Below are 25608 nucleotides of genomic sequence, written 5' to 3' on the forward strand. Positions count from 1 at the left end.
GTGCAAGGTCGCCGGTGGGAAGGAAAAAGGTTGGTTATCTTATAACATTGGAGGCCGTCGTGGCGTTCTGAGTCGGAATCGCCCCCTGCGAATGCTAGGGTAGGGCATAGACCTTGACGACCCTGGAGTCATTTATGAGCGCCCCGATTGATTTCAAAGCTGTCGTGCAATTCTGGATGGCGGCGGGCCCGGCACGCTGGTTCAAGAAAGATGCACAGTTCGATGCCGAGTTCGGCGCACGCTTCCATGAGGCCCATTTCCAGGCGGCCAGGGGTGAACTGGAGCATTGGGTGAACGAACCCGAAGGCGCGCTGGCGTTGCTGATCCTGCTCGATCAATACCCGCGCAATACCTTCCGGGGCACCGCCCATATGTTTGCCACCGATCCACTGGCCAGGGTGTACGCCGCACGTATGATCGACGCGGGGATGGACCGGCTGATCGACCCGACATTGCGCGCGTTCTGCTACTTGCCCTTCGAGCATTCAGAACAACCCGATGACCAGCAGCGTTCCCTGGCATTGAATAAACAACTCGATGCCAATACCTACCACTGGGCCAAGGAACATGCCGACATCATCGAGCGATTCGGCCGGTTCCCCCATCGCAATGCAGCGTTGGGCCGGGTGACGACTGAGGAAGAGGAGGCGTTTCTTCAGGGCGGTGGGTTTTCCGGATAGGGTGTAGGAACCGGTCGTATTCCGCCGAGGAATGCCCCCATAAAAAAGCTGCATTGTATTTGTCGCCGCACATCTCGTAGCGTGGCTGTCCACCCAAGGAGATGCCGCCGTGACGAACCTGCCGATGCGCTTGTATGTCGATGCCCAGTTCACTAGCCCGTATGCGATGTCGGTGTTTGTGACCCTGCAGGAAAAAGGCTTGTCGTTCGAGGTGCACACCCTCGACCTTGATGCGCTGGAGCAGCAGGCCCCGGCGTTTGCCGGGTTGTCCGTGACCCAGCGTGTGCCGACCCTGGAGCAGGGCGGGTTTGCCTTGTCCGAATCGTCGGCAATTACCGAGTACCTGGACGAGGTGTTCCCCCAGGTGCCGGTTTACCCCACGGAGCCACGTCAACGCGCGCGGGCGCGGCAGATCCAGGCGTGGTTGCGCAGTGACTTGCTGCCGATCCGCCAGGAGCGCTCCACGCTGGTGGTGTTTTGCGGGATCAAGTACGGCCCGTTATCCACCCAGGCCCAGGTGGCGGCTGACAAGCTGATTGCGGCTGCGCAGCACTGGCTGGCCGCCGGGGATGACTATCTGTTTGGCCAGTGGTCGATTGCCGATGTGGACCTGGCCGTGATGCTCAACCGGCTGATCCTCAACGGCGATCCAGTGCCCGCGCCGTTGGTGGCGTACGCCCAGCGTCAGTGGCAGCGCCCTTCGGTGCAGGCGTGGGTCAATCAGGCACGCCCGGCGCTGTAGTGCCCAGCGGCCATTCCTGCGCGACGCGGCGGTCGAGGTCTTCCCAGTCTTCCATGCCCAGCACCCGGGTGGTGTTCAAACCGCGCAGATAACCGCGCAGCTGCTGGGCGGCGGCGCAGGCCTGAAGGGTATCGACAGCGGGGGCCTGGAGGACGGTTTCGTACTCCACCAAATAGTCGGCAACGCGCTCGCGAAACTCCGGCAGGACAGCGTTGCGGATGCGATCAAAAGTCTTCTGATGGGGCTTCATGGACAGGTCCTTCTTATAGATTTTGTTGTATGTACGCCGGCTCCTACAGGGGATGGCGTCAGTCAGGCATGGCTTCGCCGCTGAATGCATGCACCGCCGCTACCAAGCCCTTGGCAGCCAGGGCCACCAGTTCACCGCCTTTTTCTGGTGTTGCCAGAGCCGGGTCGGAACCCATGCGCCCATCCGGGTGGCGGGCGCGAAAGTCCTGGGCCTCGCGGATCGGGCCGGCGGGGGCAATCCGGGGCGAGTAGTCTGCCGTCTTGATCGAGTCCGGGTAGGCCCACTGGGTAATCGCGATTTCCGAAGGCGTGGCATGGGTGCCATGTCCGGTCGGGAACTGCGCGCGTGCCAGTTCGCCAACGCCTTCCAAGTCCCACCAGTTGCACAGTTTCAAGGCGAAGCCGGCGGGGCGGCGGGCGAAGCTGGCCTCGGCGTATAGCTCGGAAAAGGCGGCTTCGATGGTGGCGATATTGCCGCCATGGCCATTGAGAAACAGGATTTTCTCGAAGCCATGGGCCGCCAGGGAGCGGGTCCAGTCGCCAATGGCGGCGATAAACGTCGACGGCCGCAGGGAGATGGTGCCGGGGAACCCGAGGTGATGCTGGGCCATGCCGATATTGAATGTCGGGCCGATCAGAATATCGGCGTCTTTTTGTGCTTGATGGGCAATGATTTCCGGGCACATCCAATCGGTGCCCAGCAGGCCCGTGGGGCCATGTTGTTCGTTGGAACCAATGGGGATCACCACGGTGCGGCTGCGGTCGAGAAATTGGCCAATCTCGATCCACGTTGACTGGTGCAAAAGCATTTCAGGTCCTCTCTCTGGTCAGGCTCGGCCTTCCAGATACTACCTCAACCGGCGCTGGCGATCTGGCGCGGTTTGCAATTGAGGTAGGCCGAGGACTTGAGCCAGCGCTGGTCGGGGTACCAGGAGAACATGAACTGCCCATCCTTGAGCTTGTCCACCACCTGGCGCGCCACTTGCGGGCGCACGGCGGGGCAGCCCTGGCTGCGGCCGATGCGGCCTTCACGCTTGCTCCACAACGGGCTGACATAGTCGGCGGCATGGATCACGATGGCGCGGTCGCGGGCCAGGTCATTGAAGCCCGGCTCCAGGCCGTCCATGCGCAGCGAGTAGCCGTGGGCGCCTTGGTAGCTTTCCTGGGTGCGGAACAGGCCAAGGCTGGATTGATGGCTGCCTTCACTGTTGGAGAATTGGGTGGCGAAGTTTTCCCCGGATTTTTGCCCGTGGGCCACCAGGTCGCGCAGTACCAGCTTTTTTTGGCGCAGATCGAAAATCCACAGGCGACGGGCGGTCGAAGGTTGCGAATAGTCGATCACTGCCAGGCGTTCGGAGCGTTCCTGGCCATTATTGACGGCACACTGCATGGCGCTGAGGGCGCTTTTGAGGACTGCGGGATTGAGTTCTGGAGCCGAGCGCGCCAGGCTGCTATACAAGGTATGAGGTTTGGCATTCTCTGCGAAGGCACCCGTACAAAACGCGGCCAGGGCGGCGGCGATCAGGCCGAGTCGGCAGTCAATATTCAGCATTTATCGAGCATCTCCGCCGTAGATTGGAGCTAAGCCATTGTTCAAAAAAACTGCATGTTACTTGAGCCTTTGCTTGCTCGTAGCACCATTGGTCGCCACGGCCGATGAAGCGCTGCTCGAGCCGTCAAACCCAGTACAGCTGGCACTTGGGCAGTTGTCGAGCGTCTGCCCCGGTTTAGCCACTCAGTTGGATACGCCAGCCGAGCTGCGGCTACAGGCTTTTTACCAGCAACAAGGCAATACGCCCCTCTGGAGGGTGGATGGTCGCCGGCAGGCGTTGCAGGAGCAGTTGCTGTTGCTGGCCGACGACGGCCTTGACCCGGCGCATTACCGGCTGCCCGACACGACAAGCACTGGCAATGTGCTGTGTACCGACTTCGAAACCACCCAGCACTATCTGCAAGCCCTGCATGACTTGCATTACGGCCGTTTGCAGCAGGCCCATTACGAGCCGCTGTGGCATTCCCAGCCGCCGAGCGAGGACCCGGCCCTTGCCGTGCTGGCACTGGCCAGCGCCGGGCTTGCCGACATGCCCGCGGCGTTTGACCAGGCCAGGCCCAGCGCCCAGTTGTACCGCAGCCTGCGCGCAGCCTACGCCACCCAGCGCCTGCAACCCTTGGCGCAATGGGGCGTGATCGCAGACGGCCCGTTGTTGCGCCCTGGCCGGGACGACCCACGGGTGCCGGCATTGGCCACACGCCTGGTCAGTGGCGGCTACCTGGCGAGCGTGCCCAAGGGCAATCAATACACCAATGAGTTGGTCGAGGGAGTGAAGCGCTTCCAGGCCAGCCATTCGCTGCAAGCCGATGGTGTGATCGGCCCGGGGACGGTGGCCGAGCTCAACGTCAGCCCGGCGGTGCGGCGCGAGCAACTGCGGGTCAACCTCGAACGCTTCCGCTGGTTGGCCCAGGACCTGGAGCCAGACGGCATTCTGGTCAACGTCGCGGCTGCGCAGTTGAGCGTCTACCAGGGCGGCGTCCCGGTGTGGCAGACGCGCTTGCAGGTGGGCCGCGCCGAACGGCAAACGCCGCTGCTTAAATCGCGCATCACGCGGTTGACCCTCAACCCGACCTGGACGATCCCGCCGACCATCATGCGCGAGGACAAGCTGCCAGCCATTCGCCTTAACCCGGAGTACTTGCGCCAGCAGAACCTCAAGGTGCTCGACAGTGAAGGTCGCGCACTCTCGCCCGAAGAAGTGGACTGGTCGCACCCCGGCAATATCCTCCTGCGCCAGGACGCCGGCCCGCGTAACCCGCTGGGCAAGATTGTCATGCGGTTCCCCAACCCGTTCTCCGTGTACCTGCACGATACGCCCAGCCAGCCGTTGTTCAGCAAGGGGCCACGGGCGTTCAGCTCGGGGTGTGTGCGGGTGGAGCAACCGATGTTGCTGCGTGATTTGCTGGTGAACCCGGCGGAAAAGGCGCGTACCGAGGAGTTGCTGGCCACCGGGGTGACCCATGAGTTCCGCCTGGCCACGCCGGTGCCCGTATTGCTGGGCTACTGGACAGTGCAAGTGGATAGCCAGGGTGCGTTGCTGTACGCGCCGGATATCTATAGCCGCGATGGGGTGTTGTTGAAGGCGCTGGGCGCGGTCCTGTAGGCGGTCCCACCTAAAAGCCGCCGGGTATCTGCGCAATATGAGACCCGGTTGGCATCCTTGAGAAAATAACCATCAGGTATTTCTCAATTGCTCAAGAAACTGACCAGGCCTGCCGACGTGATGGGTACATACCCAGGAGCGTTCACTATGAGCAGTCAAGGTTTGGCAGTTGGTATCAGCCTGTTTTTCGCGCTCGTCAGCGGCAGTGGCCAAGCAGCAACCACCGTGGCCCAAGGTGTCATCCAGTTTCATGGCAGCATCGTCGAGGCAACGTGCAGTACGGGCGGGGGAGTTGGCTCGACATTGGCATTGAGTGGCTGCCCGATGTTTGCACCGGGAGGTGATATCAGCGCCCATATCGTCGAACCGGTTCGCACGGTCAGCGCTGTGGACCACTCGCCAGTGAAGGTCAAGCTGGTGACTGAAACCACAGGCGATGGCCGTTACTTCGATCGGCAATACCGCTTGAACGATGCGGCGGGCAAACCGTTGCGCTCAGGGGCCTACCTGGTGACGGTGAGTTACCCATAAGACCAGTCGAGGGCTTGCCGCAGGCCCGGCTCTGGCAGGCGGCTCCTTAGCTCAGTTGTTCACACAGGAACGCGGTGCTGGCAAGCCTGGAGGTCGGGTGGAATGCCAGCAAGCGCGTGGCAACCAGCAGGTACGCGATCTCTTCTGAAGACATGAAAGCCATTCCTCCCAGGATTTCGAAAGCGTGCGTGCTAATGCGGTTTACGGCCTCCTGTATGGCAAACCGGGTTGCCTGTGCGTGCGCCAAATCACGGCGCAAGAATCGATTGTCGTCAATCGACGCCGCCAGACCGCGCAAGGCCATGGTGGCGCCCTGCAGGTCGATGAGCAGCATCGCCCGATTCTCCTGCGACCCTTTGTTACCAGCCAATGCACGTGATGCCAGCGCAGATGCCATTCCCAGGTAGGACGCGCTGACCAGCAGTTGAAACCAGATGGCGAACCAATGGTTGCCCGTTCCTTGTTGAGCATCATCGAGTTGATCATCGATGGTGGCGCTGAAACACATCATGGCTTCGGGAACCATCAAGTTATTGAAAATAACTTCATGGCTGTCTGCCGCCTGCAAATGCGGTACAGCCCAGAAGTTCTTGCGCTCAATGCTTGGATCACCGGCAAATCCCACACCGATGCCGATTTGGGCGTGGCCTTCAGGATCAAGGCAACTGACGCCAAACGTTATGACGTCGAAGTGATGGGTCATCGTGCACGGTTTCTTGCTTCCGTTGACAAGGTAGCCGCCGAGGGTTTTTTCGACGGTCATTGTTGATTCCAAGATAGGCGCATTCGTGCGTCCTTCGGCAAACCCGGAGGCAACTAATAAGTTGTCGCGTGCAATCAAGCCCAACAACCCCTGAATATCAGGAAAGAACTGCCTGGCGGCCATCATTCCGGCAACGGTGTGGTGATGCATGGTCATCATGATTGCCAGGGACGGGCAATGCGCGCCGACCCACGTATGCAGTTTCGCGACGCTTGATGCGCTGGCACCTGCGCCACCCAGTTCTTTGGCAATGGTAAGTGCGGGGTGGCCGAATGTTCGAAACATGTTGGCCAGTTGCTGAGGGTTGCCACGTTCCAGATCAAGAAGTGAGGCAGTTTCAAGAGCGGCTGCCATCTCCGGCATCCACTCGAAGGCAGTGTTTCTTTCTTCGTGTAAAAACATATCGGTTGGTTTCTTTAAGGTTTAGGAGGGGGTTGTTGGGTTATCTGCTTTTAAGTAATGGCGCGCATAACGGCCGTCCAACTTCGATAGCGGCAACAACATAAAGAAATCAGCTGTATTGAAGTCCGGATCCCGGGCCGGCTCACCACCTACCCAAGCACCGCAGCGCAAATAGCCTTTTAGCAGCGGCGGCATCTGTGGAACATGTCCGGTTGCAGGGACATGCACGGGAAATGGGTTGTAAGGCGTCACCCGATAGTCGGTTGGGGCAAAACTTTGTGCAGTGAACGCCTGATACAGCGCCGCAGCATTGTGGCCGCCATCCGCCAGGCTCACGCTGGCGCACCCCACCAGATAATCGCAGTGTTCACGCTGCATATACATGGCCAAACCCTTCCACAACAGCATGATGACGCTGCCGCTACGGTAATCCGGGTGGACGCAGGCATGTCCCGCTTCGGCAATGCGCGGTCGTAAATGATTTAGACGACTCAGGTCAAATTCCTGTTCGCAATAGTATCGTCCCATGCGTTGCGCGACTGTCGGGCTCATCAAACGATAGGCGCCCACTACACACGATGTCTGGGCGTCGCGCACAATCAAGTGGTCACAATAGTCATCAAACTCATCGATGTTAAGTTCGTGGCAGCTGACCCGTTCGGAAAGCTGGAAAGTCTCAGTGAAAACTCTATGGCGTAGACGTTGTGCCTCACGTATTTCTTGCGGTGTGCCGGCAAGACTCACGGTCAACTTGGCATGGATTTTATTTGCACTGGGGTTGCTGTCACTGGATGTTGTTATTGATCGCATGTGACTTCCGTTTTAGATTTATTTAACCGCTGCCTGATAGCGGTAAAAAAATACTAATGTGCCCCGTTGATCGGCGGCATAAGGAAAGTCCGAAGTGTTTGGGAGATATGCGCTGTTAATAAGGCGGGGCACACAGGCGGATTTTGAAATTTACAGCAAAGCGTATTGTTTCAATATGCAGCGGCAGTTGAAGCGAATTCAGTGGGTGGCTATTCGAAGCGTCAATGCTGCGCCTGGAAGCAAGCCGTAAACATCGTGCCACTCCCCACCTGGGAACTGACGACGACATCCCCGCCATGGGCCTTGGCAATTTCCCGCACGATAAACAGCCCCAGCCCGACACTGCGCACATCGGTGTGCTTATCGGTGCCTCGGGTCATGGGCTCAAACAGCACGCTCATCAACGCATCGGCAATCACCGGCCCATGGTTATGCACCGAAAGGCTGGCCCCGTCGTGGCCCAAGCGTGAGGTTATGGTGATGGGGTGTTGCAGGTCGCCGTAGGCCACGCTATTGGCCACCAGGTTGCCGATGATTTGCTGCAGGCGGTCGCCATCCAGGCAAGTATCGGCAGGGCCCACGGTGTGATGCACCAGGGTGGCGCGGGGAAAGGCCACCCGCAGCTCGTCCACGGCGCGCCGGGTTACGTCATGCAGGTCCAGCGCAGCGGGGGTGACAGCGATGCCCACGCCGACCCGTGCCTGGGTGAAGTCCAGCAGGTCGGCGATCATCCGTTGGGCGCGCTCCGATGACTGACCGATATGGCCAATCAATTGGGTTTCCTTGGCGGTGCGCTCACCACGGGCGAGGAAATCGGAGGCCATCTTGATCGCGGTCAGCGGGTTTTTCAGGTCGTGACTGACGATGGCGACCATTTGCTCGGCAAACAGCGCCCGGCGCTTTGCCTTGATATAGGCCTCGTTGAGTTCGGCTTGGGCTTGCTGGAGCGCGGTCTCGGCGGCGGTTTTTTCCAGCAGCAGGGCTTCGGCCAACTTGCGTGCGTTGAGCAGCTCGCGTTCGTACTTGTCGCGGTCGGTGGTGCCGAACAGTGCCAGTTCGTGCCGCACGCCGTCGGGGTGGTCGCGCTTGATGGCATTGAGCAGGACGGTCACGGTGTGGCCGTCACGATGGCGCAGGTCGAGCTTGACCTCGGTGACACGGCCCTGTACCTGCATCAACGGGGCAAGATGGGTTTGATGAAAAATGCGCCCGCCCATGGTCAGCAGGTCCTGGAAACGTCGCCCGTGCAGTTCATCCGCCGTCATGCCCACCCAGTCACTGAAACACTGGTTTACCCGCAGGAGCGTGCCGTCTTCGGCGCTGACGGCCAGCGCACAGGCCGCGCCGTCGAATAGCGCCAGGGTATCGGGCAATGTGTCACTGGTCATGGGCAGCGGTCCATGGCATCAGGAAGCTATCCATCGCGGCCGCGCAGGCCGCTGCTGCGCTCATATGCGGGCAATGGCCCACATTGTCGATCAGGCAATAGCGGCTGTGGGGCAGCACACGGTGCAGGTACTCGCCCACGCAGACCGGGGCGATCAGGTCATCGGTCGATTGCAGGATCAGTGTGGGGGTGGTGAGGCCACCGATATCGGCGCGGTTATCCGACAAGAACGTCACCCGCGCAAACTGCTTGGCGATCTCGGGCTCGGTGCGGCAGAAGCTGTTGGTCAGTTCTTCACTGAGGGCCGGTTGCCCTGGCGCGCCCATGATCACCGGAGCCATGGTGCTGGACCAACCCAGGTAGTTGCTGTCGAGGGTGTCGAGCAGCGACTGGATATCTTCGGGCTTGAACCCACCCACGTAGTCGTCGGCATCGATATAGCAGGGGGAAGGGCCAATCATCACATGGGCGGCGATGCGCCCGGGGGCGGCGCGGTCGGCGAGGGTGCCGATCATGGCGCTGACCGAATGGCCCACCAGGATCACCGGGCCGCTGGCGAACCCATCGATGATCTCATTCAGATCCGCGGCGTACCCATCCAGGGTGGCGTATTTTGCCTTGTCGTAGGCCGCCGGGTCAGACAGGCCGGCCCCTACCAGGTCATACAGCACCACGCGAAAGCGTTCGACGAAATGGGGCAGCAGGTAATTCCACATGGCCTGGTTACAGCCAAAACCATGGGAAAACACCAGTGTGGAGGAACCATTGCCCACTACGTTGACGTTGTTGCGATGTCGAAGGTCCATGGGCGCGCTCGTAGTGGCGTGTTGCTATGAAGTTTTGCCGTCAGTTTAGAGAGTCATCCGCATGGGGTCACTAGGTATAGCGTTGATAGGGTAAAGTCGGCGCTTTCAGGACGAAACGTCAGGTATCCAGTATGGCGCGGTTTTTACGGCAATCGGCCTTGGGCCTGCTGGTCATGGTGTTGGCTGCGCTGGCTTTGGCGCAAACGGCGCCGCCGCCATGGGCGAGCGTGGCGCTGAACCAGCGGGTGATCGACCTGACCCACACCCTGGACAGCTCGACCCAGCAGCGCCTGACCGACCAGCTTGCGGACCTCGAACAGCGCAAGGGCGCGCAGATCGCCGTGATGTTGCTGCCGACTACGGCGCACGCCGACCTTGAAACGTTCACCACCGAGCTGTTCCGCGCCTGGAAACTGGGGCGCAAGGGCATCGACGACGGTATTTTGCTGCTGGTGATCAAAGACGACCGCAAGGTGCGGATCGAAGTCGGATATGGCCTGGAAGGGCTGGTCACGGACCTGTTGAGCCACCGGATTATCGAGGAACAAATGACCCCGGCGTTTCGCCAGGGCGATTACGCCGCCGGTGTGCAACACGCCGTGGATGCCCTGAGCGTGTTGGTCGAGGGCGGCGACCTGCCCGCAGTGGACGAGACCCGGGAGACGGTGGATGAGGCCGCAGTCTTGCTGGCCCTGATCCTCGGCGCCGTCGGCGGGGTGTTGCTGGCCTCGGGCAAGCTGCATTGGCGACGCGGCCTGATCGGCGTCCTGGCAGTGACCGTGCTGCTGACGGCGCTGGCCGCGATCAATGGCAAGTCCTGGCCGATCTATATCGTGGCGCTGCCCTTTTGCATGTCGATCAGCGCGGCCATATTCGGCGCGTTGTGGCAGGCCAAGGTGGTGTTTTATTGCGTATTGGCGCTGATGGCCTACAGCATCGGCCTGGGACTGGTGGATCACTACCTGACCGAAGTGTCCTTTATGAACTGGCTGGGCTGGCCGATGGCTGTGCTGGTGGTGCTGGGCCTGTACTTGATCCTGTTCGCGGTAATGAAGGCCGCCTGGAAAAACAGCCGGGTGGGGTTTTGCCTACAGTCGGTGGTGGTGCTGGGGGTGTATGGCGCGGCCGGGTATCTGCTGGAGATGGGGCTTGATGGCTGGATGTTCGCCTTGCCCATCAGTTCGTTTGCGGCGCTGTTCATCTATGGCCAGGGTACGGGCGGGTCGAGCGGCGGTTCCAGCGACCGCTCAAGTTCCAGTTCCAGCTCCAGTTCCGGTGGTGGGTTTTCCGGTGGCGGCGGCTCCAGCGGTGGCGGCGGGGCTTCGGGGAGTTGGTGAAGCCCGTTGCGGTTTCAGAGCGTCATGACCATTTCATGCCAAGCCATCCCACCGTGATCTGACGCCGAGGGCTGCACATACTGGTAGCCCATGCGTGTGTACAGCGGCACATGCTGTTCCTTGCACATCAGGTGGATGGTCTGCTTGCCCATCCCGCGCATGCGCTGCACAAAGGCCGTCATCAATTGCGTGGCGTAGCCCTTGCCCTGGTGCGCAGGGTCCACCACTACCGACATGATCACAACATTTGGCGCATCTGCCGCGTGCCCTACCAATTCCTTGAAGGCTTCATCCGACATCACCACGTCATGGGCGCAACCGCCGTTGATAAAGCCCACCACCTGACCGTCCACTTCCAGGATCAGGAAACCTTGCGGGTACAGGGCGATGCGCGTGGTGATCTTCTCCAGGGTCGCGGCTTCGTCACCTTCGTAGGCGCTGATTTCGATCTCATAGCAGCGAGTGGTATCTGCCGGGGTGGCGTTGCGTAGGGTGAGGGCGGGCATGGCGGTTCCTGGGCGGTTGAGCGAGGGGCAGCATGATAGCGGGGTAGGGCCGCTGACGAAAATCCCACAAACAAAACCCACCCCTGTAGGAGCCGGCTTGCCGGCAATGGGCATAGACCTCTACACAATTTTCAGAACTCACGAAGCCCGCTCGCCACAACAGCCTTATCTGCTTGGATTTTGTAGATACCTATGCCCATCGCCGGCAAGCCGGCTCCTACAAGGGCGAGGTGTATTTGACGGCTGCCGCTGCCCGCGATGGCACGTTAAGGCTTCTCAGCAACCCGGACACATGGATGCGCACGGTAAACGGCGAAATATCCAGGGCCTTGGCGATTTCCTTGTTGGTCTTGCCTTGAGCGATCAGCCGCAACACTTCCTGCTGGCGTGCAGTCAGGGTGTTGGTGTCCAGGGGCAACAGCCCCGAAGGTGCGAACTTGACCAGCACCTCGCCCTGGCGGATGGCGAGCAGGGCTTGGCCGATCTCTTCGGGGGCGATGTTCTTCCCGATAAAGCCATCGGCCCCCATCGCCATCACCTGTTCGATCAACAGCGGGTCATCGACCATCGACACCACGATCAATGTGGTGCGCCGCAGTTGCTGGCGCAGTTCGCCCAACTGGCTGATGCAGGTCAGGCCGGGGAAGCGCAGGTCGAGGATCAGCGTGTCGACGTCGCTGCCGCTCTTGAGCATGTGCAGCACCGTGTCCAGGTCGCCGGCCTGTTCTACACAGGCCTCGGGCAGCAGGCGTTGCACCGTGCGCAGCATGCCTTCGCGAAACATTGGATGATCGTCGGCGATGATGATGCGGCATGTCATGGGGTGCTCCTCCCTGGGGCCAGGTCGTCCTGTGGCGTGGTACTTTAACACTCTGCTCGGCGCCTGCCTGCCGGGCGCGCCGATATGACGATGACCGTACAAGGACGTTGCCCATGAAGTTCGTGAAAGACGCCGAACTGGATCAAGCCAACCTGCGTATTGTGGTAGCCGCCTGCGCCATGGTGTACATCGGCCTGCTGGGTTTTTTGCCGGGGCAGTCGGTGGCGCATTATGTGCCGGTGATGATCTATATCGGCCTGTTCCTGCTGGCCTCGATTGTGCTGCGCCAGGTGATCGCGCGCTGGCCCGGGCATTACCCGGCGCGGCGGATTTTCGGGATGATCCACGACTACACCGGCACCTCGTTCGGCCTGGTGATCGGCGGTGAGGCGGCGTTGCCGCTGTATGCGGTGATGGTCTGGGTCAACCTGGGCAACGGCATGCGCTATGGCTCGCGCTACCTGGCGATTGCCACGGGCCTGGCGTTGCTGGCGCTGCTGATCGTGTATTGGCTGACACCGTTGTGGCAGGCGCAACCCTTTATGGTGCTGATGCTGATGATCACCAGTACGGTAATCCCGGTCTACGCCCACCTGCTGCTGGAGCGCACGCGCAAGGCGTCCGAAGAAGCCATCGCCGCCAACCTGGAAAAGTCGCGCTTCCTGGCCCAGGCCAGCCATGATTTGCGCCAACCCATTCACTCCATCGGCCTGTTCACCGCGTGCCTGCGTGAAGCACGGCTGGGCGATGAAGAACGGCGGCTGGTGGATAATATCGACCGTTCGCTGCTTAACGTCTCGCAATTGTTCCGCTCCATTCTCGATCTCTACACCCTGGACAACGGCCGCTTGCTCCCCAAGTACCAGGTTGTTCACCTGGGCGAGTGGCTGGCCGAGTTGCTACGCCAGAACGCCGAAGCCGCCCGTTGGGCCGGGGTAGAACTGCGCCTGCGTCCTTGCGCCCATTGGGTGCGGGTTGATCCGGCATTGTTGGCCACCATGGTGCAGAACGTGCTCTCCAATTGCTTCAAGTACGGCGGCCAGCGCCCGGTGCTGGTCGGCGTGCGCCGGCGCGGCGGGGGGCTGATGGTGGAGATTCACGACCAGGGGCGGGGGATTGCGCAGGAGCATCTGCCCCGGGTGTTCGAGGAGTTCTACCGCGTCCGCCACCTGCGCGACAAAGACGTTGAAGGCGTCGGCCTGGGTTTGTCCATCGTCAAGCGCCTGGGGCTGTTGATGGACATGGACGTAGGGCTGCGCTCACGGGTGGGCCGTGGCACCTCGGTCAGCCTGCGCGGCCTGCCCCTGGCGACCGCGCCCCGGCAACCCGTGGTGCGCGACGATGCACGCCAGGCGGGGCTGCTGACCGGTTTGAAAGTGTGCCTGGTGGAAGATGACCATAACGTGCTGCTGGCCACCCAGGCATTGCTGGAACGGTGGGGCTGCGAGGTGCAGGCGGAGTCGAGCGGGCATAACCTGGTCAGCGATTGCGACATCATCGTCGCCGACTATGACCTGGGCAACCACGCTACCGGTATCGAGTGCATCGACCAGTTGCGTGCACAGCGCGGCGTGGCGGTGCCGGCGCTGATTCTGACCGGGCATGATGTGGAGAGGATCCAGGCAGCCCTGCACGACCGGCAAATCGCCATTTTGTCCAAGCCAGTGCGCCCCGCTGAACTACGGGGCACCCTGCGCGAGCTCAGCCAGGGGCCGGTTACTGGTTAAACGGCGTCAACCCGTTACCCCGGGCGCCCTTGGGTTGGCAGTAGGCAGCCGGTTTCATCATGCCGAAGCTGGCCACGGCAAACATCCCGCCGCTGGCACCGCTGGGCACCGAGCAGTTGTAGTCACCGGAAGCGGTGCTGGCGATGTAATAGGTGGTCATGGAGTCACTGCGTACATTGGAAACACGCTTGACCGGCTCACCCAGATTGGTTTCCGAGAGCGTCTTGAGATGGTCTTCGGTGGGTTTGATATTGCTGCAACCGGCAACGCCGATCAGCAGGGCGCCCAGCAGGGCAAGGCGGGTAACAGGGGAGTGGAGTTTCATGGCGCTTCTTCCTTGGGGTTGTTTTGGTTTTTTACACGCACAACGATCCCTTGCACGGCGAGTTCGACGTGCTGGCGGGGAGCATTGGGGTGCCGGCGAATATAGCGCCGGGCGCCTGCGGGGTCGATTAGCACAAGTGTGCTAATGGCACCTTGAGGTCACGGTAAACAGGGTTAATTCAGGGAGATTCGAGTGCTACAAATCAGACGCGCCACCGACGACGACGGCCCCATCGCCTTCGAGATCCGCCTGCAAGCGATCCGCAGCCAATGCATCGGCGCCTACACCGCCGAACAGATGCTGACCTGGACCCGTGGCGCGGCCGAGGACGGCTATACCGCGCTGATGGCCAAGCCGTTCTACCTGGGGTGCGTCGAGGGTGAGCCGGTCGCCACCGGCATGCTCGACCCGGACCATCGGGAAGTCGGTGCGCTGTTTGTACTGCCCGGTTTTATCGGGCGCGGGATTGGCGGGCAGATGCTGGAGCACCTGGAGCAAGTGGCGTTGGCGTTGGGGATTGAGGAGGTGGTGCTGGATGCGACGCTAAATGCCGCTGATTTCTACCGCAGCCGTGGTTATGAAGGCAGCGAGCAGTCCATCTATCATTCGCCTACGGGGCTGGACCTGGCGTGTATCCCGATGGTCAAGCGCCTGCCTGTTTGAACGCCGCACGCAGGCGTTCGATCACGGTCGGCACCGAAAGCCCGGCAGTGGCGGGGGGCGTCGGGTTCTCACCGAATTCGCGCCAGATAAACAGCGTGAGTTCGGCCCCATCCGTCAACGCCTGCGTGTTGCTGCCGGCGCCAAAATCTTGCAGTACCCGGTAGCGCTCATCCTGCCAGAACAGCGTTTCGACCCAGTCATAGACCGGGATCAAATGAAAGTGCAACGGGAAACCGGGCATATGCCCAAAGCGGCTGATGTACAGCCACTTGGGCTGGAGCTGTACTTCCATCACCCGCTGGATTTTCGCCAGTAGGCCCCCCATTTCCGCCAGGGCCGCTTCCGGCAGGTCAGCCAGTGAGTTGATCGGCATCTTGGCCCCCAGCATCAAATAACCGGGCAGGGCCGAGGCCAAGTGATGATTGAGCAGCCAGTGTTCGGTTTCGTGGAGGACATGGGACGGAGCAATGCGCATGGTCGGGCACCTGGTGGGTCGCGCCGGCAGGATACCAAAGGCAACCCCCTGTATCCCAGAAATGGGCGCGATCTGTGTCTTTCGACGGGCAGGTCTTGTGGGTACCGTTATGCCCTTTGCTCTAGCGCTGAGGCGCAGCTGCCCTGCCATTGTTGATAGGTGGTATGGCCACAATTCCCAGCTTCGCTGATACCCCCCTGTGGGAGCGGCGGTGCGACGATTCGACTTGCCCGCGAAAGCGGTGGTTCAGTCACTTCTTGGCTGACAGGTGTACCGCTATCGCAGCATAGGTATCTACACAACTTTCAGAAACTGACGAACTCTCCTGTGGCGAGCGGGCTTGTCGGAACGCCGCATCGCCCGCGCTGGGCTGCGAAGCAGCCCCAAAACCAGCCGCTGCGGTGTATCTGGTACAACGCATTCGGCTTATTGGGGCTGCTTCGCAGCCCAGCGCGGGGCAAGCCCGCTCGCCACAACTGCGCTATCTGCCTGGATTTAGGCGTTGCGGCAAAGTTGTGTAGATACCTATGGCTATCGCAGGCAAGCCAGCTCCCACAGTTGATAGGTGGTATGGCCACAATTCCCAGCTTCGCTGATATCCCCTTGTGGGAGCAGGATCAATGGTTCATGTGATGGCCGTCAGCACTGCCCAGGCTGCGGGCCGGGGCCTGGATCTGGATGTCCTGCTTCTGGCCCTTGGCATCTTCCACGGTCAGGGTCAGCGGCACCTGGTCGCCTTCCTTGATCTGCCCCGTCAGGCCCATCAGCATTACGTGATAACCCTCGGGATCGAGCTTCACCGCCTGGCCGGCGGGCAGTGCCACGGAGTCCACCGGGCCCATGCGCATGACGTCGTCCTTCATGCTCATCTCATGAATCTGCACATCCTTGGCCACCGGCGACTTGACGCTGAGCAGCTTGCTGTCGCTGTCGGCGGTGAGGGTCATGAACGCACCGCTCGAATGCTGCCCGGCCACGGTGGCGCGGGACCAGGCGTCGCTGACTTGGACCTCGGCGCTGGCGTGGGCGGCGAGGCCCAGCAGGGAAAGACCGAGGGCGATGCGCTTGAGGGTATGGACAGCAGTCATTAGCAGACCTCCATGACGGTGAGCAGGTCTTCTGCGCACTCTTTGGCGTTAAGGGATGCCGACAGGCCCAGGCGCAGGTTGCCGCGGGTGTCGAACACAAAACTGGTGGCGGTGTGGGACAGGGTGTAGGTATCACCGGCGGGGATTTTTTCATAAAAAATCCCGAATTCCTTGGCGGCCACGGCGACTTCTTCCGGGGTGCCATAGAGCGCTTCGAAGCTGGGGTCGAAGGCCTTGACGTAGGCGTCGAGCACCTGAGGTGTGTCGCGCTCCGGGTCCAGGGTGATAAAGATCACCTGCATGATTTCGCCATCGCGCCCCATCAGCTTCTTGGCCTGGGCCATGCGTGCCAGGGTCGTGGGGCACACCGCTGGGCATTGGGTGAAACCGAAGAACACCACCGGCATCAAGCCGCGGAACGAACTCAGGGTGACGGTTTCACCGGCCGTGTTCTTGAGCTTGAACGTGCGGCCCATGATCTTGTCGCTCAAGTCCTTGCCGTACTTGAAGTTCAGCTTGGGGCCGGTGTCGCAGCCGCTCAGCAGACCCAGGCCCAGCAGGCCCATACCGGTGAGGACCTTGCGGCGGGTGAATAACGTACTCATGAAATGGGCGTCCCGTGAAGCGCCTGACGGCTGCGCATAACAGGTCAGTCAGGCTTTGAAAAGCGGTGAACAGGAAGGCTGGGTAGTCTACCGACCTTGATCGCGCTGGATAATCTGCGACGTTCTGCCACAGGGGCGGTCGCCACCTTATCAGCCAGGGCGTTGATTGAGTCTGTGGCACACTGTCGCAGACACGGCCCAAGGCCCGCCGCACAAGGCTTTGGGCAAATGTTTCAACGATTATCAGGGCCCTTGACCCGCATCAAGGCAGCGCGCGCCCACTGTGGGCACAGTCACGGTACAAGCACCGTGAGGTTCTGATGCTCTATCTCCTATTCCTGCTGGCCCATCTATTCGCCGCGCTGATATTTATCGGCACGGTGTTCTTTGAAGTGTTGATCCTCGCCAGTGTGCACAAGCAACTGCCGGCCCGCGTCATGCTGCTGGTGGAGCAGGGCATCGGCCGCCGTGCCAGGGCCTTGATGCCGTGGGTGCTACTGGTGCTGTTTGGCGCCGGCATCGGCATGGTCTGGTTGCGCTATCTGCCGGTGCTGGCGACGCCGTCGAGTTCGGCATTCGGCGCGTTGCTGACCCTCAAGCTGATCCTTGCCGCCAGCGTGCTGATGCATTTTTTGCTGACCGTGTGGTTGATGCGCCGTGGGCGGGTCAGCGCGGCTTATCTGCGCTTCGTCCATCTGAGCCTGTTTTGCCATATGGTCGCCATTGTGTTGTTGGCCAAGAGCATGTTCTACATCACCTGGTAAACGTCGGCGCTTGATGCATATCAAGGTGCGCTGTCCGGTCGCACCGCACAATGACCCACCGTAGCCAGACCCGGAGGCCGTCATGCTCACTGTCATTCATCCCGCCCGCGAGTGGCGCCTGCGCCGTGACCAAAGCGTGCTGGACCAGGGCCAGGTCGACATCGGTAAATTTCATACGGGCATCGGCTCCCTTGATTTACTGCGCGCCTTGCGCAGCAGCCGCCAGCGGCAACGGCCCCTGGCGCTGAACCTGCAGTGGCCGGCAGGCCTGGTGGCGGATGCCTACCTCGGCGCGCTGGAACAGGAGATTCACCTGGTCGGTTGCCACGTGGGCGGTCGGCAACCGGTGGACCAATTCCATCTGGGCGGCGCCACCCCGGCCATTGCCGACCTGCAACGCGTGATGGCGCACCTACGCAGTCGCCTGCACTTTCTTGATCACGACCAGGGCGACTACAGCCTCGACCTCGACCCGTTGCACACAGACTGGGCAACCATGGGCCTGTTGCGCGACCTGGGGTTCAACCACATTAATATCGGCGTGCCGGATGCCAGTGCCGAGGCCACGCCGTCAGTGGCCGGATATCAAGACCCGGCGCCGATCCAGTCGCTGATCGACGCAGCGCGTACCTTCGGCTTTCGTTCGGTGAATGTCGACCTGGGTTATGGCCACGCCTGGCAGACCTGCGAGAGCTTTGAAACCAAGCTGGCCAGCCTGATCGCCCTTGAGCCGGACCGCCTGCAAGTCTTCGATTATGCCCGGGCTCCCCGGCGCTACCAGCAGCAGCCACGGCGTGCGCTGTCGTCGAATGCCGACAAATGTGGCATGCGCCGCATCGCTTTCCAGCGCCTGGAAGATGCCGGTTATCACTACATCGGCCTGGGCCAGTTCGTGCGCCCCGACGACGACCTGGCGCTGGCCCAGGAGCGCGGGCACCTGAGCCGCAATTGCCAGGGTTTTACCCGTCACGGCTACTGCGACCATATCGGTTTTGGCCTGGGCGCCATCAGCCAGCTCGACACCCTGTATGCGCAAAACACCGACGACCTGGCGCTCTATTGCCAGCAGTTGGGCAGCGACCTGTTGCCCACCGCCCGCGGTTGGCGCTGCGAGGCCGGCGACCAGATCCGCCAGCACGTCATGGAGCGCCTGGCCTGTGACCTGGAGTTGGATATCCTGGCCCTGGAGCGCCGCTATGGGGTGATTTTTTCCCGCTATTTCTCGGCGATCTGGCCGCTGCTGGAGCATTTGCACCAAGACGGCCTGATCGATCTGTCCGAGCGTTTCCTCTGTGTACTGCCAGCAGGCCGGCACCGGGTCGAAGCCCTCTGTGCGCTGTTTGACCGGGCAGGCAGCGCCGTCCCCCCTTGCTCCAACGATGAGACCATCGACCATGAAAGCGTTTGAGTTCAACCGGGCCCTGGTGCAGAAATACGACCGCCCGGGGCCACGCTACACCTCGTACCCGACGGCGCCGCAGTTTCACGCAGCCTTCGCCCTGGACGATTACCAGCAGGCAGTCGCGGCCAGCAACCACGCGCTGACGCCCAAGGCGTTGTCGGTGTACATCCACATCCCGTTTTGCCAGAGCCTTTGCTACTACTGCGGTTGCCACAAGATCATCACGCGCAAGACCCACCGCGCCGTGGAGTACCTGAGCTACCTCAAGCGCGAAATCCAGATGCAGGCGGCGTTGTTCGACCGCGCGCGACCGCTGACCCAGTTGCATTTGGGGGGCGGTACGCCGACCTATCTTGACGATGGGCAACTGGCCGACTTGATGGACTGCCTGGCCCAGGGCTTCAGCCTCGATACCAGTGACCGCCATGAGTTTTCCATTGAGGTGGACCCGCGCACCACCAGCGTCGAACGGATCCACAACCTGCGCGGGCTGGGTTTCAATCGCCTGAGTTTTGGCGTGCAGGACTTTGATACCGATGTGCAGGCAGCGGTCAATCGCGTGCAGAGCGAAGAGCAGATCGTGCAATTGGTCTCGGCAGCGCGTGAGGCGCAGTTCAAGTCGATCAGTGTGGATCTAATCTACGGCCTGCCGTTGCAGACCGTGGCCAGTTTCGGCGTGACCCTGGGCAAGCTGATTGCCCTGCGTCCGGACCGCGTGGCGGCGTACAGCTATGCGCACCTGCCGACACAAATCCGCGCCCAGCGCATGATCCGCCCCGAAGACATGCCACCCCCCGAGCGCAAGCTGGAACTGCTGGAGTTGACCATCCGTCGGCTGACCGAGGCGGGGTATGTGTACATCGGCATGGATCACTTTGCCTTGCCCGACGATGAACTGGCCCTGGCCCGGGCCAATGGCACCTTGCAGCGAAATTTCCAGGGCTATTCGACCCATGCCGATTGCGACCTGATCGGGCTGGGCGTCTCGGCCATCGGCAAGGTGGGTGACAGCTACAGCCAGAGCGTCAAGGAGTTGTCCCAGTACTACGCACGTATCGATGCCGGGTTGTTGCCGGTGCAGCGCGGCTACCGCCTGAACGCCGATGACGTGCTGCGCCGCGACGTGATCAACGGCCTGATGTGCCATGGGCGCATTGACTTTGCCGGGGTCGAGGCCGGCCATGCGATCCGCTTTACCGAATACTTCGCCCAGGCGTTGTCGCGGTTGGATGAGCAAGTGGCGGATGGCTTGCTGCATATCCAGGATGACGGCGTGCAGTTGCTGCCCCAGGGGCAATTGATGGTGCGCAGCGTAGCGATGGCATTTGATGCGTACTTGGGCGGGCAGCAGAAGGGGCAGTTTTCTCGTACGGTCTGACCGCACGCCTGCTGACCGAAGAGGCTTGTTTGGTGCCTTCTGTGGCGAGGGGGCTTGTCCCCCGCTGGGCTGCGCAGCAGCCCCAATAAGACCGCCGCTTTTTATCAGGCAGACCGCAGCGCCTGGGTTCAGGGCTGCTGCGCAGCCCAGCGGGGGACGAGCCCCCTAGCCACAAGAAACTTGCCGCACCCCCGGACTTACTGTGGACCACCGTCTTTATGTGGCGAGCGGGCTTGCCCCGCGCTGGGTGGCAAAGCCACCCCAACCCCCTCACCATGCTCCACCAGACACCCCGAGGTGGCAGGATTTGGGGCTGCTGCGCACCCAGCGGGGGTGCCCCCTCGCCACAAAAGCCCCTTCACCACAGGTCAGGTATAGGCGCTGTTAGTGCGCTCTATCTCTTCGACCAGCTTATCGATCCCTTCCAACCGCGCGCGGTTGTCGTGATCCCAGGGATGAAACCCCGGCTTGAAGTAATGCAGCCAAGGCCTCGCCATGCGCGGGAATACGCCCCTGGCGCCGTAGAGAAATTTCAACATCCGCCAGAACCCTTTCAGATGGCCACCCGCGCGGCGGTCGGCGATCAGTAGGCGCAGGTGGAAATCAAACACCACCAACCAGAAAAACACCGTGGTGAACAGCATGGTCCCGGTGCGCAGCAGGTAACGCTTGGGCCCCGGCTTAATCACGCGGTTCCACACATCAAAGGCCACGGCCTTGTGTTCCGTTTCCTCAAGGGCGTGCCAATACCACATCTGCTGGTAGCCCTTGAGCGAATCCCCAAAGCGCGTGGGGTCGCTGAGGAGGATTTCCGCGAGCATCGCCGTGTAATGCTCCAGGGCGATGGTCACTGCCAGGTTGAAGGACGGCGGCAAGTGCTTCTTTTGCAGGTCGAGGATGAATTTCAACCGCCGGTCAAGCAGGTGGGCGGGCAACCCCGCGGCTTGCAGCAGCTCGTTGTAGGCCACGTGCTCACGGCTGTGCATGGCTTCCTGGCCGATAAAACCCTGGATTTCCTTCTTTAACACCGGGTCGTCGATGCGCTGGCGATAGTGGCGCACGCTGTCCATGAAGAACAGCTCGCCCTGGGGAAACAGCAGCGACAGGGCATTGAAGAAATGCGTGATGAAAGGGCCTTGCTCGTGCCAATCCTTGATGCGTTCGGCGGGCAGGGCAAAGTGCAGGTCGCGGCGAATGGGCAACATTATGGCGACTCCTGTTCTGTGATGGGGTTGGGCAGCGGTGCCTTGCGCTTTTTCGGTGCCATGCGCCGGCTGGCGAACACCACCAACGCCTGATAAGCCGCCGGCAACCAGCGTGCAAGCAAGTCCAGGGCGTAGGCGTCGCGGCCGATCAGCACGCGGCGCTTGTTTTTGCGCACGCCTTGCAGGATCACCTTGGCGGCCTGGTCGGCGTCGGTGATAAACAGCTTCTCGAAGTCGGCGCGGGCCTGTTGTTCGCTATGGATCAAGAACCCGGTCATGTTCGCGTCGATCCGGCTGCTGCGGCAGATATCGGTACGGATCCCGCCAGGATGCACGCAGGTGGCCGAGACGCCGCAGCGTTGCAAATCCAACTCCTGGCGCAACGATTCGGTGAAGCCGCGCACCGCGAACTTGGTGGCGTTGTAGCCGCTCATGCCCGGCTGGGCGAACAGGCCGAAGACGCTGGACGTGTTGACCACATGCCCGTCGCCGCTGGCCTTGAGGTACGGCAGGAACGCCTTGGTGCCGTAGACCACACCCCAGAAGTTGATGCCGACGATCCACTCAAGGTCGGCGTAGTCCACACCTTCCACGGTACTCGACAGGGCCACCCCGGCATTGTTGAAAATCAAATTGACCTGGCCGTGATCGGCCGCACAACTGGCGGCCCAATCCTCCATGGCCTGGCGGTCGGCAACATCCACCTCCCGCGCGGTCACGCGGATCGGCGCCAGGCTGCTGCGCTGGATCAGCTCCACGGTTTGCTGCAGGCCGGCCTGGTTTTTGTCTGCCAGGGCCAAGTGGCACCCCTCGCGCGCCAGGGCTAGGGCCAAGGCGCGGCCCATGCCGGACGCGGCACCGGTGATGGCCGCCACGCGACCATTGAATGACTTCATGACAGGCTTCCTTCTGCGGTGGCATGGGGTTGCGCGAGGGGGCGCTGCGCAGTGCCAGTCACCAGTGGCGTGACTTGATAGTCGCCCAGGGCAAACTGGCGGGTGACCTGCTTGAAGCGCCAGGTCGAACCGGGCCACAGCGTGGTGTTTTTGCCGGTGCGCGGGTCGAGGTACCAACTGCGGCAGCCACCGGTGTTCCAGATGGTGCCCTGGAGCTTTTCCTGGATTTTCAGGTTGTAGGCGCGTTCCACCGCCGGCTTGACGTCCACCGTGGCAATTTGCTGGCGGCGCATCTGTTGCAGGGCATCGAGGATGTAGGTGACTTGCGCCTCGATCATCAGAATCATCGAGTTGTGGCCCAGCCCGGTGTTGGGCCCGACGATCAGGAACAGGTTCGGATAACCCGGCACGGTAGTGCCCTTGTACGCATGGGCGCCATCGCGCCAGGTGTCCATCAGGTCGATACCATCGCGCCCGATGATGCAGTCGCGGGGCAGGGGATCGCTGGCCTGGAACCCGGTGCCGAAGATCAGGCAGTCAGCCGGGTGCTTGATGCCATCGGCGGTGACGACCCCGTCGGCTTCGATCCGCAGCACGTTGTCGGTGACCACCTGGACATTGCTGCGCGACAGCGCCGGGTAGTAGTCATTGGAAATCAGCACGCGCTTGCAGCCAATGGTGTAGTCCGGCCGCAGGATCTTGCGCAGGGAAGGGCGCGCCACTTGTTTGTGCAGATGGCGCAGGGCGATTTTCTGCACCATTTTCATCAGCCTCGGGTGCAGCGCAAACCCAACCACCCGACCTTCCAAGGCCCAGTAAAAGGCCCCGCGCACCAGGCGTTGGGTAAACGGCAAGTGTTTGAAAGCCCAGCGTTCGACCCGTGAAATGGGGCGGTCGGGCTTGGGCATGATCCACGGCGGGGTGCGCTGGAACAGGTCCAGGTGCGCCACCTGCGGGGCGATCTGCGGCACGAACTGGATGGCGCTGGCGCCCGTGCCAATAACGGCCACGCGCTTGCCCTTCAACGAATAGTCGTGGTCCCACTGCTGGGAGTGAAAGCGCTTGCCCTTGAAGCTGTCCAGCCCCGCGATATCCGGCAGCGCCGGGCGCGACAGGCCGCCCATCCCCGACACCAGCACCCGCGCACTGACGTGGCGGCCATTGCTGAACTGCAATTGCCAGCGTTGCAGTTGTTCATCGAACACCGCCCGTGTAAGACCCATGCCAAAACGCAGGTACGGCGCCAGCTCGAAGCGCTGTGCACAGTGTTCCAGGTAGGCGCGGATTTCCGCCTGGGGGGCGAACTGGCGGGTCCAGTCGGGGTTGGGCGCAAACGAAAACGAGTAGACATGGGATTGCACATCGCAGGCGCAACCCGGGTAGTGGTTGTCGCGCCAGGTGCCGCCCAGGGAATCGGCCTGTTCGGCAATGAAGAAGTCGTCGAGCCCGGCTTGCTTGAGTTTGATCGCCATGCACAGGCCGGCAAAGCCTGAGCCAATGATCGCGATATCCACACAATCTGCCGGGCCGCCCGGCTGGGTAGAGGCATTCATAGGGTGTCCCTCGTGGGCTGTGGGCGCCTTACGGGTTTTGACATCGGATGTGCTCCTTTTTTGTTTTTGGCTTTTAGATAGAACACCATTGCAAAGAAAAATTGAATTTATTATTTTAAAAAAGATTTTAAATAATCTACCTGAAAATATCGCCTACGCTAGAACCTTGTCCTTTATGTGCGATTTGTCCGACGGACGAGCCTTTGCGCACGCAGTTGAAGTCCAGGGTGTGGACGATGGCTGAGGTCTTGACCAATACCGGTCGGATCGCCAGCAGCAGGGAAGCCGAGGACCGAGCTATGGCTGTCGAATGGGTTGTCGCTGCGGGTGTGTTTATAGCTGCGAGTGCGGCGTTATGGGGCTTGAGTGCCTGGATGACGCGCCGTATCGAAGTGGCTGTTCCAAGTAACGGGCGCTTTCTGGAGGTCGATGGCGAGCGCTTTCATTATGTAGAGGAGGGCAAGGGGCCGCCGCTGGTGATGATCCATGGCCTGATGGGCAGCAGTCGCAACCTGACTTATGCCTTGTCTGCCCAATTGCGCGAGCACTTTCGGGTGATCACCCTGGACCGCCCCGGCTCAGGCTATTCCACCCGGCATAAAGGCACCGGTGCCGACCTGCAAAGCCAGGCCCGGCAAGTGGCGACCTTTATCCAGACCCTGGACCTGGGCCAGCCCCTGGTGCTGGGGCATTCCTTGGGCGGGGCGATTTCCCTGGCATTGGCCCTGGACCATCCCCATGCGGTGTCCGGGCTGGTGCTGGTGGCGCCATTGACCCACCCCCAACGCATGATCCCCCTGGTGTTTCTCTCTCTGGCCGTGCGCCCGGCCTGGCTGCGGCGCTGGGTGTCGCGCACGCTGACGGTGCCCATCGGCATGCTCACCAGCGGCGCAGTGGTCAAGGCAGTGTTCGCCCCCGACCCGGCACCGGCCGACTTCGCCACCCGTGGCGGCGGGATGCTGGGGATGCGCCCTGACAACTTCTATGCCGCCTCCACCGAAATCGGCCTGGTCAATGATTACCTGCCAGATATGGTCAAGCGCTACCCCCAGCTACGCCTGCCCATCGGCCTGATCTATGGTTCGCGGGACAAGGTGCTGGACTTTCGCAAACACGGCCAGGCCCTGGCAGACAAGGTGCCGGGGCTCAAAATGCAGGTGATCGAAGGCCGCGGCCACATGCTGCCAATCACCGCCACCGAGCGCGTGGCGGCCCTGGTGGAGCAGGTGGCCAAGCGCAGCAAGCCGGTAGAAAGCGCCACCGTCCTGCACCCGCCATTTGCACTGGCGAGCAAATAATCGTGCACCCCACGGCGTGGTCGAGAGTCGGTAACGCTTGC

The 25608-nt window shown here is 61.5% G+C and carries 27 protein-coding genes; 11 read left to right on the forward strand and 16 right to left on the reverse strand.

Going from position 1 to position 25608, the window contains the following annotated elements:
* Positions 1 to 134: 134 nt before the first annotated feature.
* Positions 135 to 680: a DUF924 family protein gene (locus tag GDV60_RS11170; protein ID WP_159907181.1), complete on the forward strand. Its 546-nt coding sequence runs from the start codon at positions 135 to 137 to the stop codon at positions 678 to 680.
* 124 nt (positions 681 to 804) lie between these two features.
* Entirely contained in the window at positions 805 to 1422 is a 618-nt protein-coding gene (gene yfcF / locus GDV60_RS11175; protein ID WP_371923823.1) for a glutathione transferase, read from the forward strand.
* On the opposite strand, the gene GDV60_RS11180 is transcribed toward yfcF, so the two are convergent.
* Genes GDV60_RS11180 through GDV60_RS11190 form a run of 3 tightly spaced genes read right to left on the reverse strand, consistent with a single transcriptional unit; the run spans position 1397 to position 3223 of the window.
* Positions 1397 to 1672: a hypothetical protein gene (locus GDV60_RS11180; protein ID WP_070996374.1), complete on the reverse strand. Its 276-nt coding sequence runs from the start codon at positions 1670 to 1672 to the stop codon at positions 1397 to 1399. The genes yfcF and GDV60_RS11180 overlap by 26 nt on opposite strands.
* A gap of 58 nt (positions 1673 to 1730) precedes the next feature.
* On the reverse strand, positions 1731 to 2480 hold the full coding sequence (locus tag GDV60_RS11185) for a creatininase family protein (protein ID WP_029292922.1): 750 nt from the start codon (positions 2478 to 2480) through the stop codon (positions 1731 to 1733).
* 44 nt (positions 2481 to 2524) lie between these two features.
* On the reverse strand, positions 2525 to 3223 hold the full coding sequence (locus GDV60_RS11190; protein ID WP_029292921.1) for a murein L,D-transpeptidase catalytic domain family protein: 699 nt from the start codon (positions 3221 to 3223) through the stop codon (positions 2525 to 2527).
* A gap of 37 nt (positions 3224 to 3260) precedes the next feature.
* Between GDV60_RS11190 and GDV60_RS11195 the strand changes: the two genes are divergently transcribed.
* Both GDV60_RS11195 and GDV60_RS11200 read left to right on the forward strand, forming a co-directional pair.
* Complete coding sequence (locus tag GDV60_RS11195) at positions 3261 to 4826, forward strand: murein L,D-transpeptidase (protein WP_133715775.1); 1566 nt, start codon at positions 3261 to 3263, stop codon at positions 4824 to 4826.
* Between the two features lie 147 nt (positions 4827 to 4973).
* Complete coding sequence (locus tag GDV60_RS11200; RefSeq protein ID WP_092235692.1) at positions 4974 to 5357, forward strand: hypothetical protein; 384 nt, start codon at positions 4974 to 4976, stop codon at positions 5355 to 5357.
* A 46-nt stretch (positions 5358 to 5403) separates the two neighbouring features.
* Here GDV60_RS11200 and GDV60_RS11205 read toward each other — a convergent pair whose 3' ends face one another.
* From GDV60_RS11205 to GDV60_RS11220, 4 genes are all read right to left on the reverse strand, one after another.
* Positions 5404 to 6522, reverse strand: coding sequence for an acyl-CoA dehydrogenase family protein (locus tag GDV60_RS11205; RefSeq protein ID WP_133715776.1), 1119 nt, complete (start codon positions 6520 to 6522; stop codon positions 5404 to 5406).
* Positions 6523 to 6543: 21 nt separating this feature from the next.
* On the reverse strand, positions 6544 to 7332 hold the full coding sequence (locus GDV60_RS11210) for a GNAT family N-acetyltransferase (RefSeq protein ID WP_104912125.1): 789 nt from the start codon (positions 7330 to 7332) through the stop codon (positions 6544 to 6546).
* A 221-nt stretch (positions 7333 to 7553) separates the two neighbouring features.
* Positions 7554 to 8720 (reverse strand): PAS domain-containing sensor histidine kinase, encoded by a 1167-nt coding sequence (locus GDV60_RS11215; protein WP_159907185.1) that lies wholly within the window; start codon positions 8718 to 8720, stop codon positions 7554 to 7556.
* A complete protein-coding gene (locus GDV60_RS11220) occupies positions 8710 to 9525 on the reverse strand; it encodes an alpha/beta fold hydrolase (protein WP_029292912.1) in 816 nt (271 codons plus the stop codon). Before GDV60_RS11220 ends, GDV60_RS11215 begins: the two co-directional genes overlap by 11 nt.
* A 131-nt stretch (positions 9526 to 9656) precedes the next feature.
* Here GDV60_RS11220 and GDV60_RS11225 point away from each other — a divergent pair, with 131 nt between their 5' ends.
* Positions 9657 to 10862: a YgcG family protein gene (locus GDV60_RS11225; protein WP_159907187.1), complete on the forward strand. Its 1206-nt coding sequence runs from the start codon at positions 9657 to 9659 to the stop codon at positions 10860 to 10862.
* A 14-nt stretch (positions 10863 to 10876) separates the two neighbouring features.
* Here the strand turns inward: GDV60_RS11225 and GDV60_RS11230 are convergent, their stop codons facing one another.
* Positions 10877 to 11368: a GNAT family N-acetyltransferase gene (locus GDV60_RS11230; RefSeq protein ID WP_159907189.1), complete on the reverse strand. Its 492-nt coding sequence runs from the start codon at positions 11366 to 11368 to the stop codon at positions 10877 to 10879.
* A gap of 217 nt (positions 11369 to 11585) precedes the next feature.
* The gene (locus GDV60_RS11235; protein ID WP_029292902.1) at positions 11586 to 12188 is read right to left on the reverse strand and encodes a response regulator transcription factor; all 603 of its coding nucleotides are present in this window, start codon (positions 12186 to 12188) and stop codon (positions 11586 to 11588) included.
* 113 nt (positions 12189 to 12301) lie between these two features.
* On the opposite strand from GDV60_RS11235, the gene GDV60_RS11240 reads away from it, so the two are divergent.
* A complete protein-coding gene (locus GDV60_RS11240) occupies positions 12302 to 13915 on the forward strand; it encodes a hybrid sensor histidine kinase/response regulator (RefSeq protein ID WP_159907191.1) in 1614 nt (537 codons plus the stop codon).
* On the opposite strand, the gene GDV60_RS11245 is transcribed toward GDV60_RS11240, so the two are convergent.
* Positions 13905 to 14240 carry a hypothetical protein gene (locus GDV60_RS11245; protein WP_029292897.1) on the reverse strand — a complete coding sequence of 112 codons (336 nt, stop codon included), beginning with the start codon at positions 14238 to 14240 and terminating at the stop codon, positions 13905 to 13907. The genes GDV60_RS11240 and GDV60_RS11245 overlap by 11 nt on opposite strands.
* A gap of 192 nt (positions 14241 to 14432) precedes the next feature.
* Here GDV60_RS11245 and GDV60_RS11250 point away from each other — a divergent pair, with 192 nt between their 5' ends.
* Complete coding sequence (locus GDV60_RS11250; protein ID WP_159907193.1) at positions 14433 to 14903, forward strand: GNAT family N-acetyltransferase; 471 nt, start codon at positions 14433 to 14435, stop codon at positions 14901 to 14903.
* Here the strand turns inward: GDV60_RS11250 and GDV60_RS11255 are convergent.
* The 3 genes from GDV60_RS11255 to GDV60_RS11265 form a co-directional block, all read right to left on the reverse strand.
* Entirely contained in the window at positions 14884 to 15378 is a 495-nt protein-coding gene (locus GDV60_RS11255; RefSeq protein WP_159907195.1) for an HIT family protein, read from the reverse strand. The two genes, GDV60_RS11250 and GDV60_RS11255, sit on opposite strands and share 20 nt — an antisense overlap.
* A 617-nt stretch (positions 15379 to 15995) precedes the next feature.
* Entirely contained in the window at positions 15996 to 16466 is a 471-nt protein-coding gene (locus tag GDV60_RS11260) for a copper chaperone PCu(A)C (RefSeq protein WP_029292891.1), read from the reverse strand.
* Complete coding sequence (locus GDV60_RS11265) at positions 16466 to 17071, reverse strand: SCO family protein (RefSeq protein ID WP_029292889.1); 606 nt, start codon at positions 17069 to 17071, stop codon at positions 16466 to 16468. Before GDV60_RS11265 ends, GDV60_RS11260 begins: the two co-directional genes overlap by 1 nt.
* Before the next feature lie 320 nt (positions 17072 to 17391).
* On the opposite strand from GDV60_RS11265, the gene GDV60_RS11270 reads away from it, so the two are divergent.
* The 3 genes from GDV60_RS11270 (at position 17392) to hemN (ending at position 20615) form a co-directional block, all read left to right on the forward strand.
* Complete coding sequence (locus GDV60_RS11270; protein ID WP_029292887.1) at positions 17392 to 17835, forward strand: CopD family copper resistance protein; 444 nt, start codon at positions 17392 to 17394, stop codon at positions 17833 to 17835.
* A gap of 82 nt (positions 17836 to 17917) precedes the next feature.
* On the forward strand, positions 17918 to 19243 hold the full coding sequence (locus tag GDV60_RS11275) for a coproporphyrinogen III oxidase (protein WP_139273572.1): 1326 nt from the start codon (positions 17918 to 17920) through the stop codon (positions 19241 to 19243).
* Positions 19230 to 20615: an oxygen-independent coproporphyrinogen III oxidase gene (hemN, locus tag GDV60_RS11280; RefSeq protein ID WP_256679370.1), complete on the forward strand. Its 1386-nt coding sequence runs from the start codon at positions 19230 to 19232 to the stop codon at positions 20613 to 20615. Before GDV60_RS11275 ends, hemN begins: the two co-directional genes overlap by 14 nt.
* Positions 20616 to 20983: 368 nt before the next feature.
* On the opposite strand, the gene GDV60_RS11285 is transcribed toward hemN, so the two are convergent.
* The 3 genes from GDV60_RS11285 to GDV60_RS11295 are packed head-to-tail and all read right to left on the reverse strand — an operon-like array spanning position 20984 to position 24269.
* On the reverse strand, positions 20984 to 21820 hold the full coding sequence (locus GDV60_RS11285) for a metal-dependent hydrolase (protein WP_159907199.1): 837 nt from the start codon (positions 21818 to 21820) through the stop codon (positions 20984 to 20986).
* Positions 21820 to 22716 carry an SDR family oxidoreductase gene (locus tag GDV60_RS11290; protein ID WP_159907201.1) on the reverse strand — a complete coding sequence of 299 codons (897 nt, stop codon included), beginning with the start codon at positions 22714 to 22716 and terminating at the stop codon, positions 21820 to 21822. Before GDV60_RS11290 ends, GDV60_RS11285 begins: the two co-directional genes overlap by 1 nt.
* On the reverse strand, positions 22713 to 24269 hold the full coding sequence (locus tag GDV60_RS11295) for an NAD(P)/FAD-dependent oxidoreductase (RefSeq protein WP_029292878.1): 1557 nt from the start codon (positions 24267 to 24269) through the stop codon (positions 22713 to 22715). Before GDV60_RS11295 ends, GDV60_RS11290 begins: the two co-directional genes overlap by 4 nt.
* A 299-nt stretch (positions 24270 to 24568) precedes the next feature.
* Here GDV60_RS11295 and GDV60_RS11300 point away from each other — a divergent pair, with 299 nt between their 5' ends.
* Positions 24569 to 25567, forward strand: a complete 999-nt coding sequence (locus GDV60_RS11300) for an alpha/beta fold hydrolase (protein ID WP_238353674.1) — start codon at positions 24569 to 24571, stop codon at positions 25565 to 25567.
* Positions 25568 to 25608: the final 41 nt, after the last annotated feature.

The sequence above is a fragment of the Pseudomonas sp. DTU12.1 genome (assembly GCF_009873475.1).
Lineage (GTDB): Bacteria > Pseudomonadota > Gammaproteobacteria > Pseudomonadales > Pseudomonadaceae > Aquipseudomonas > Aquipseudomonas proteolytica.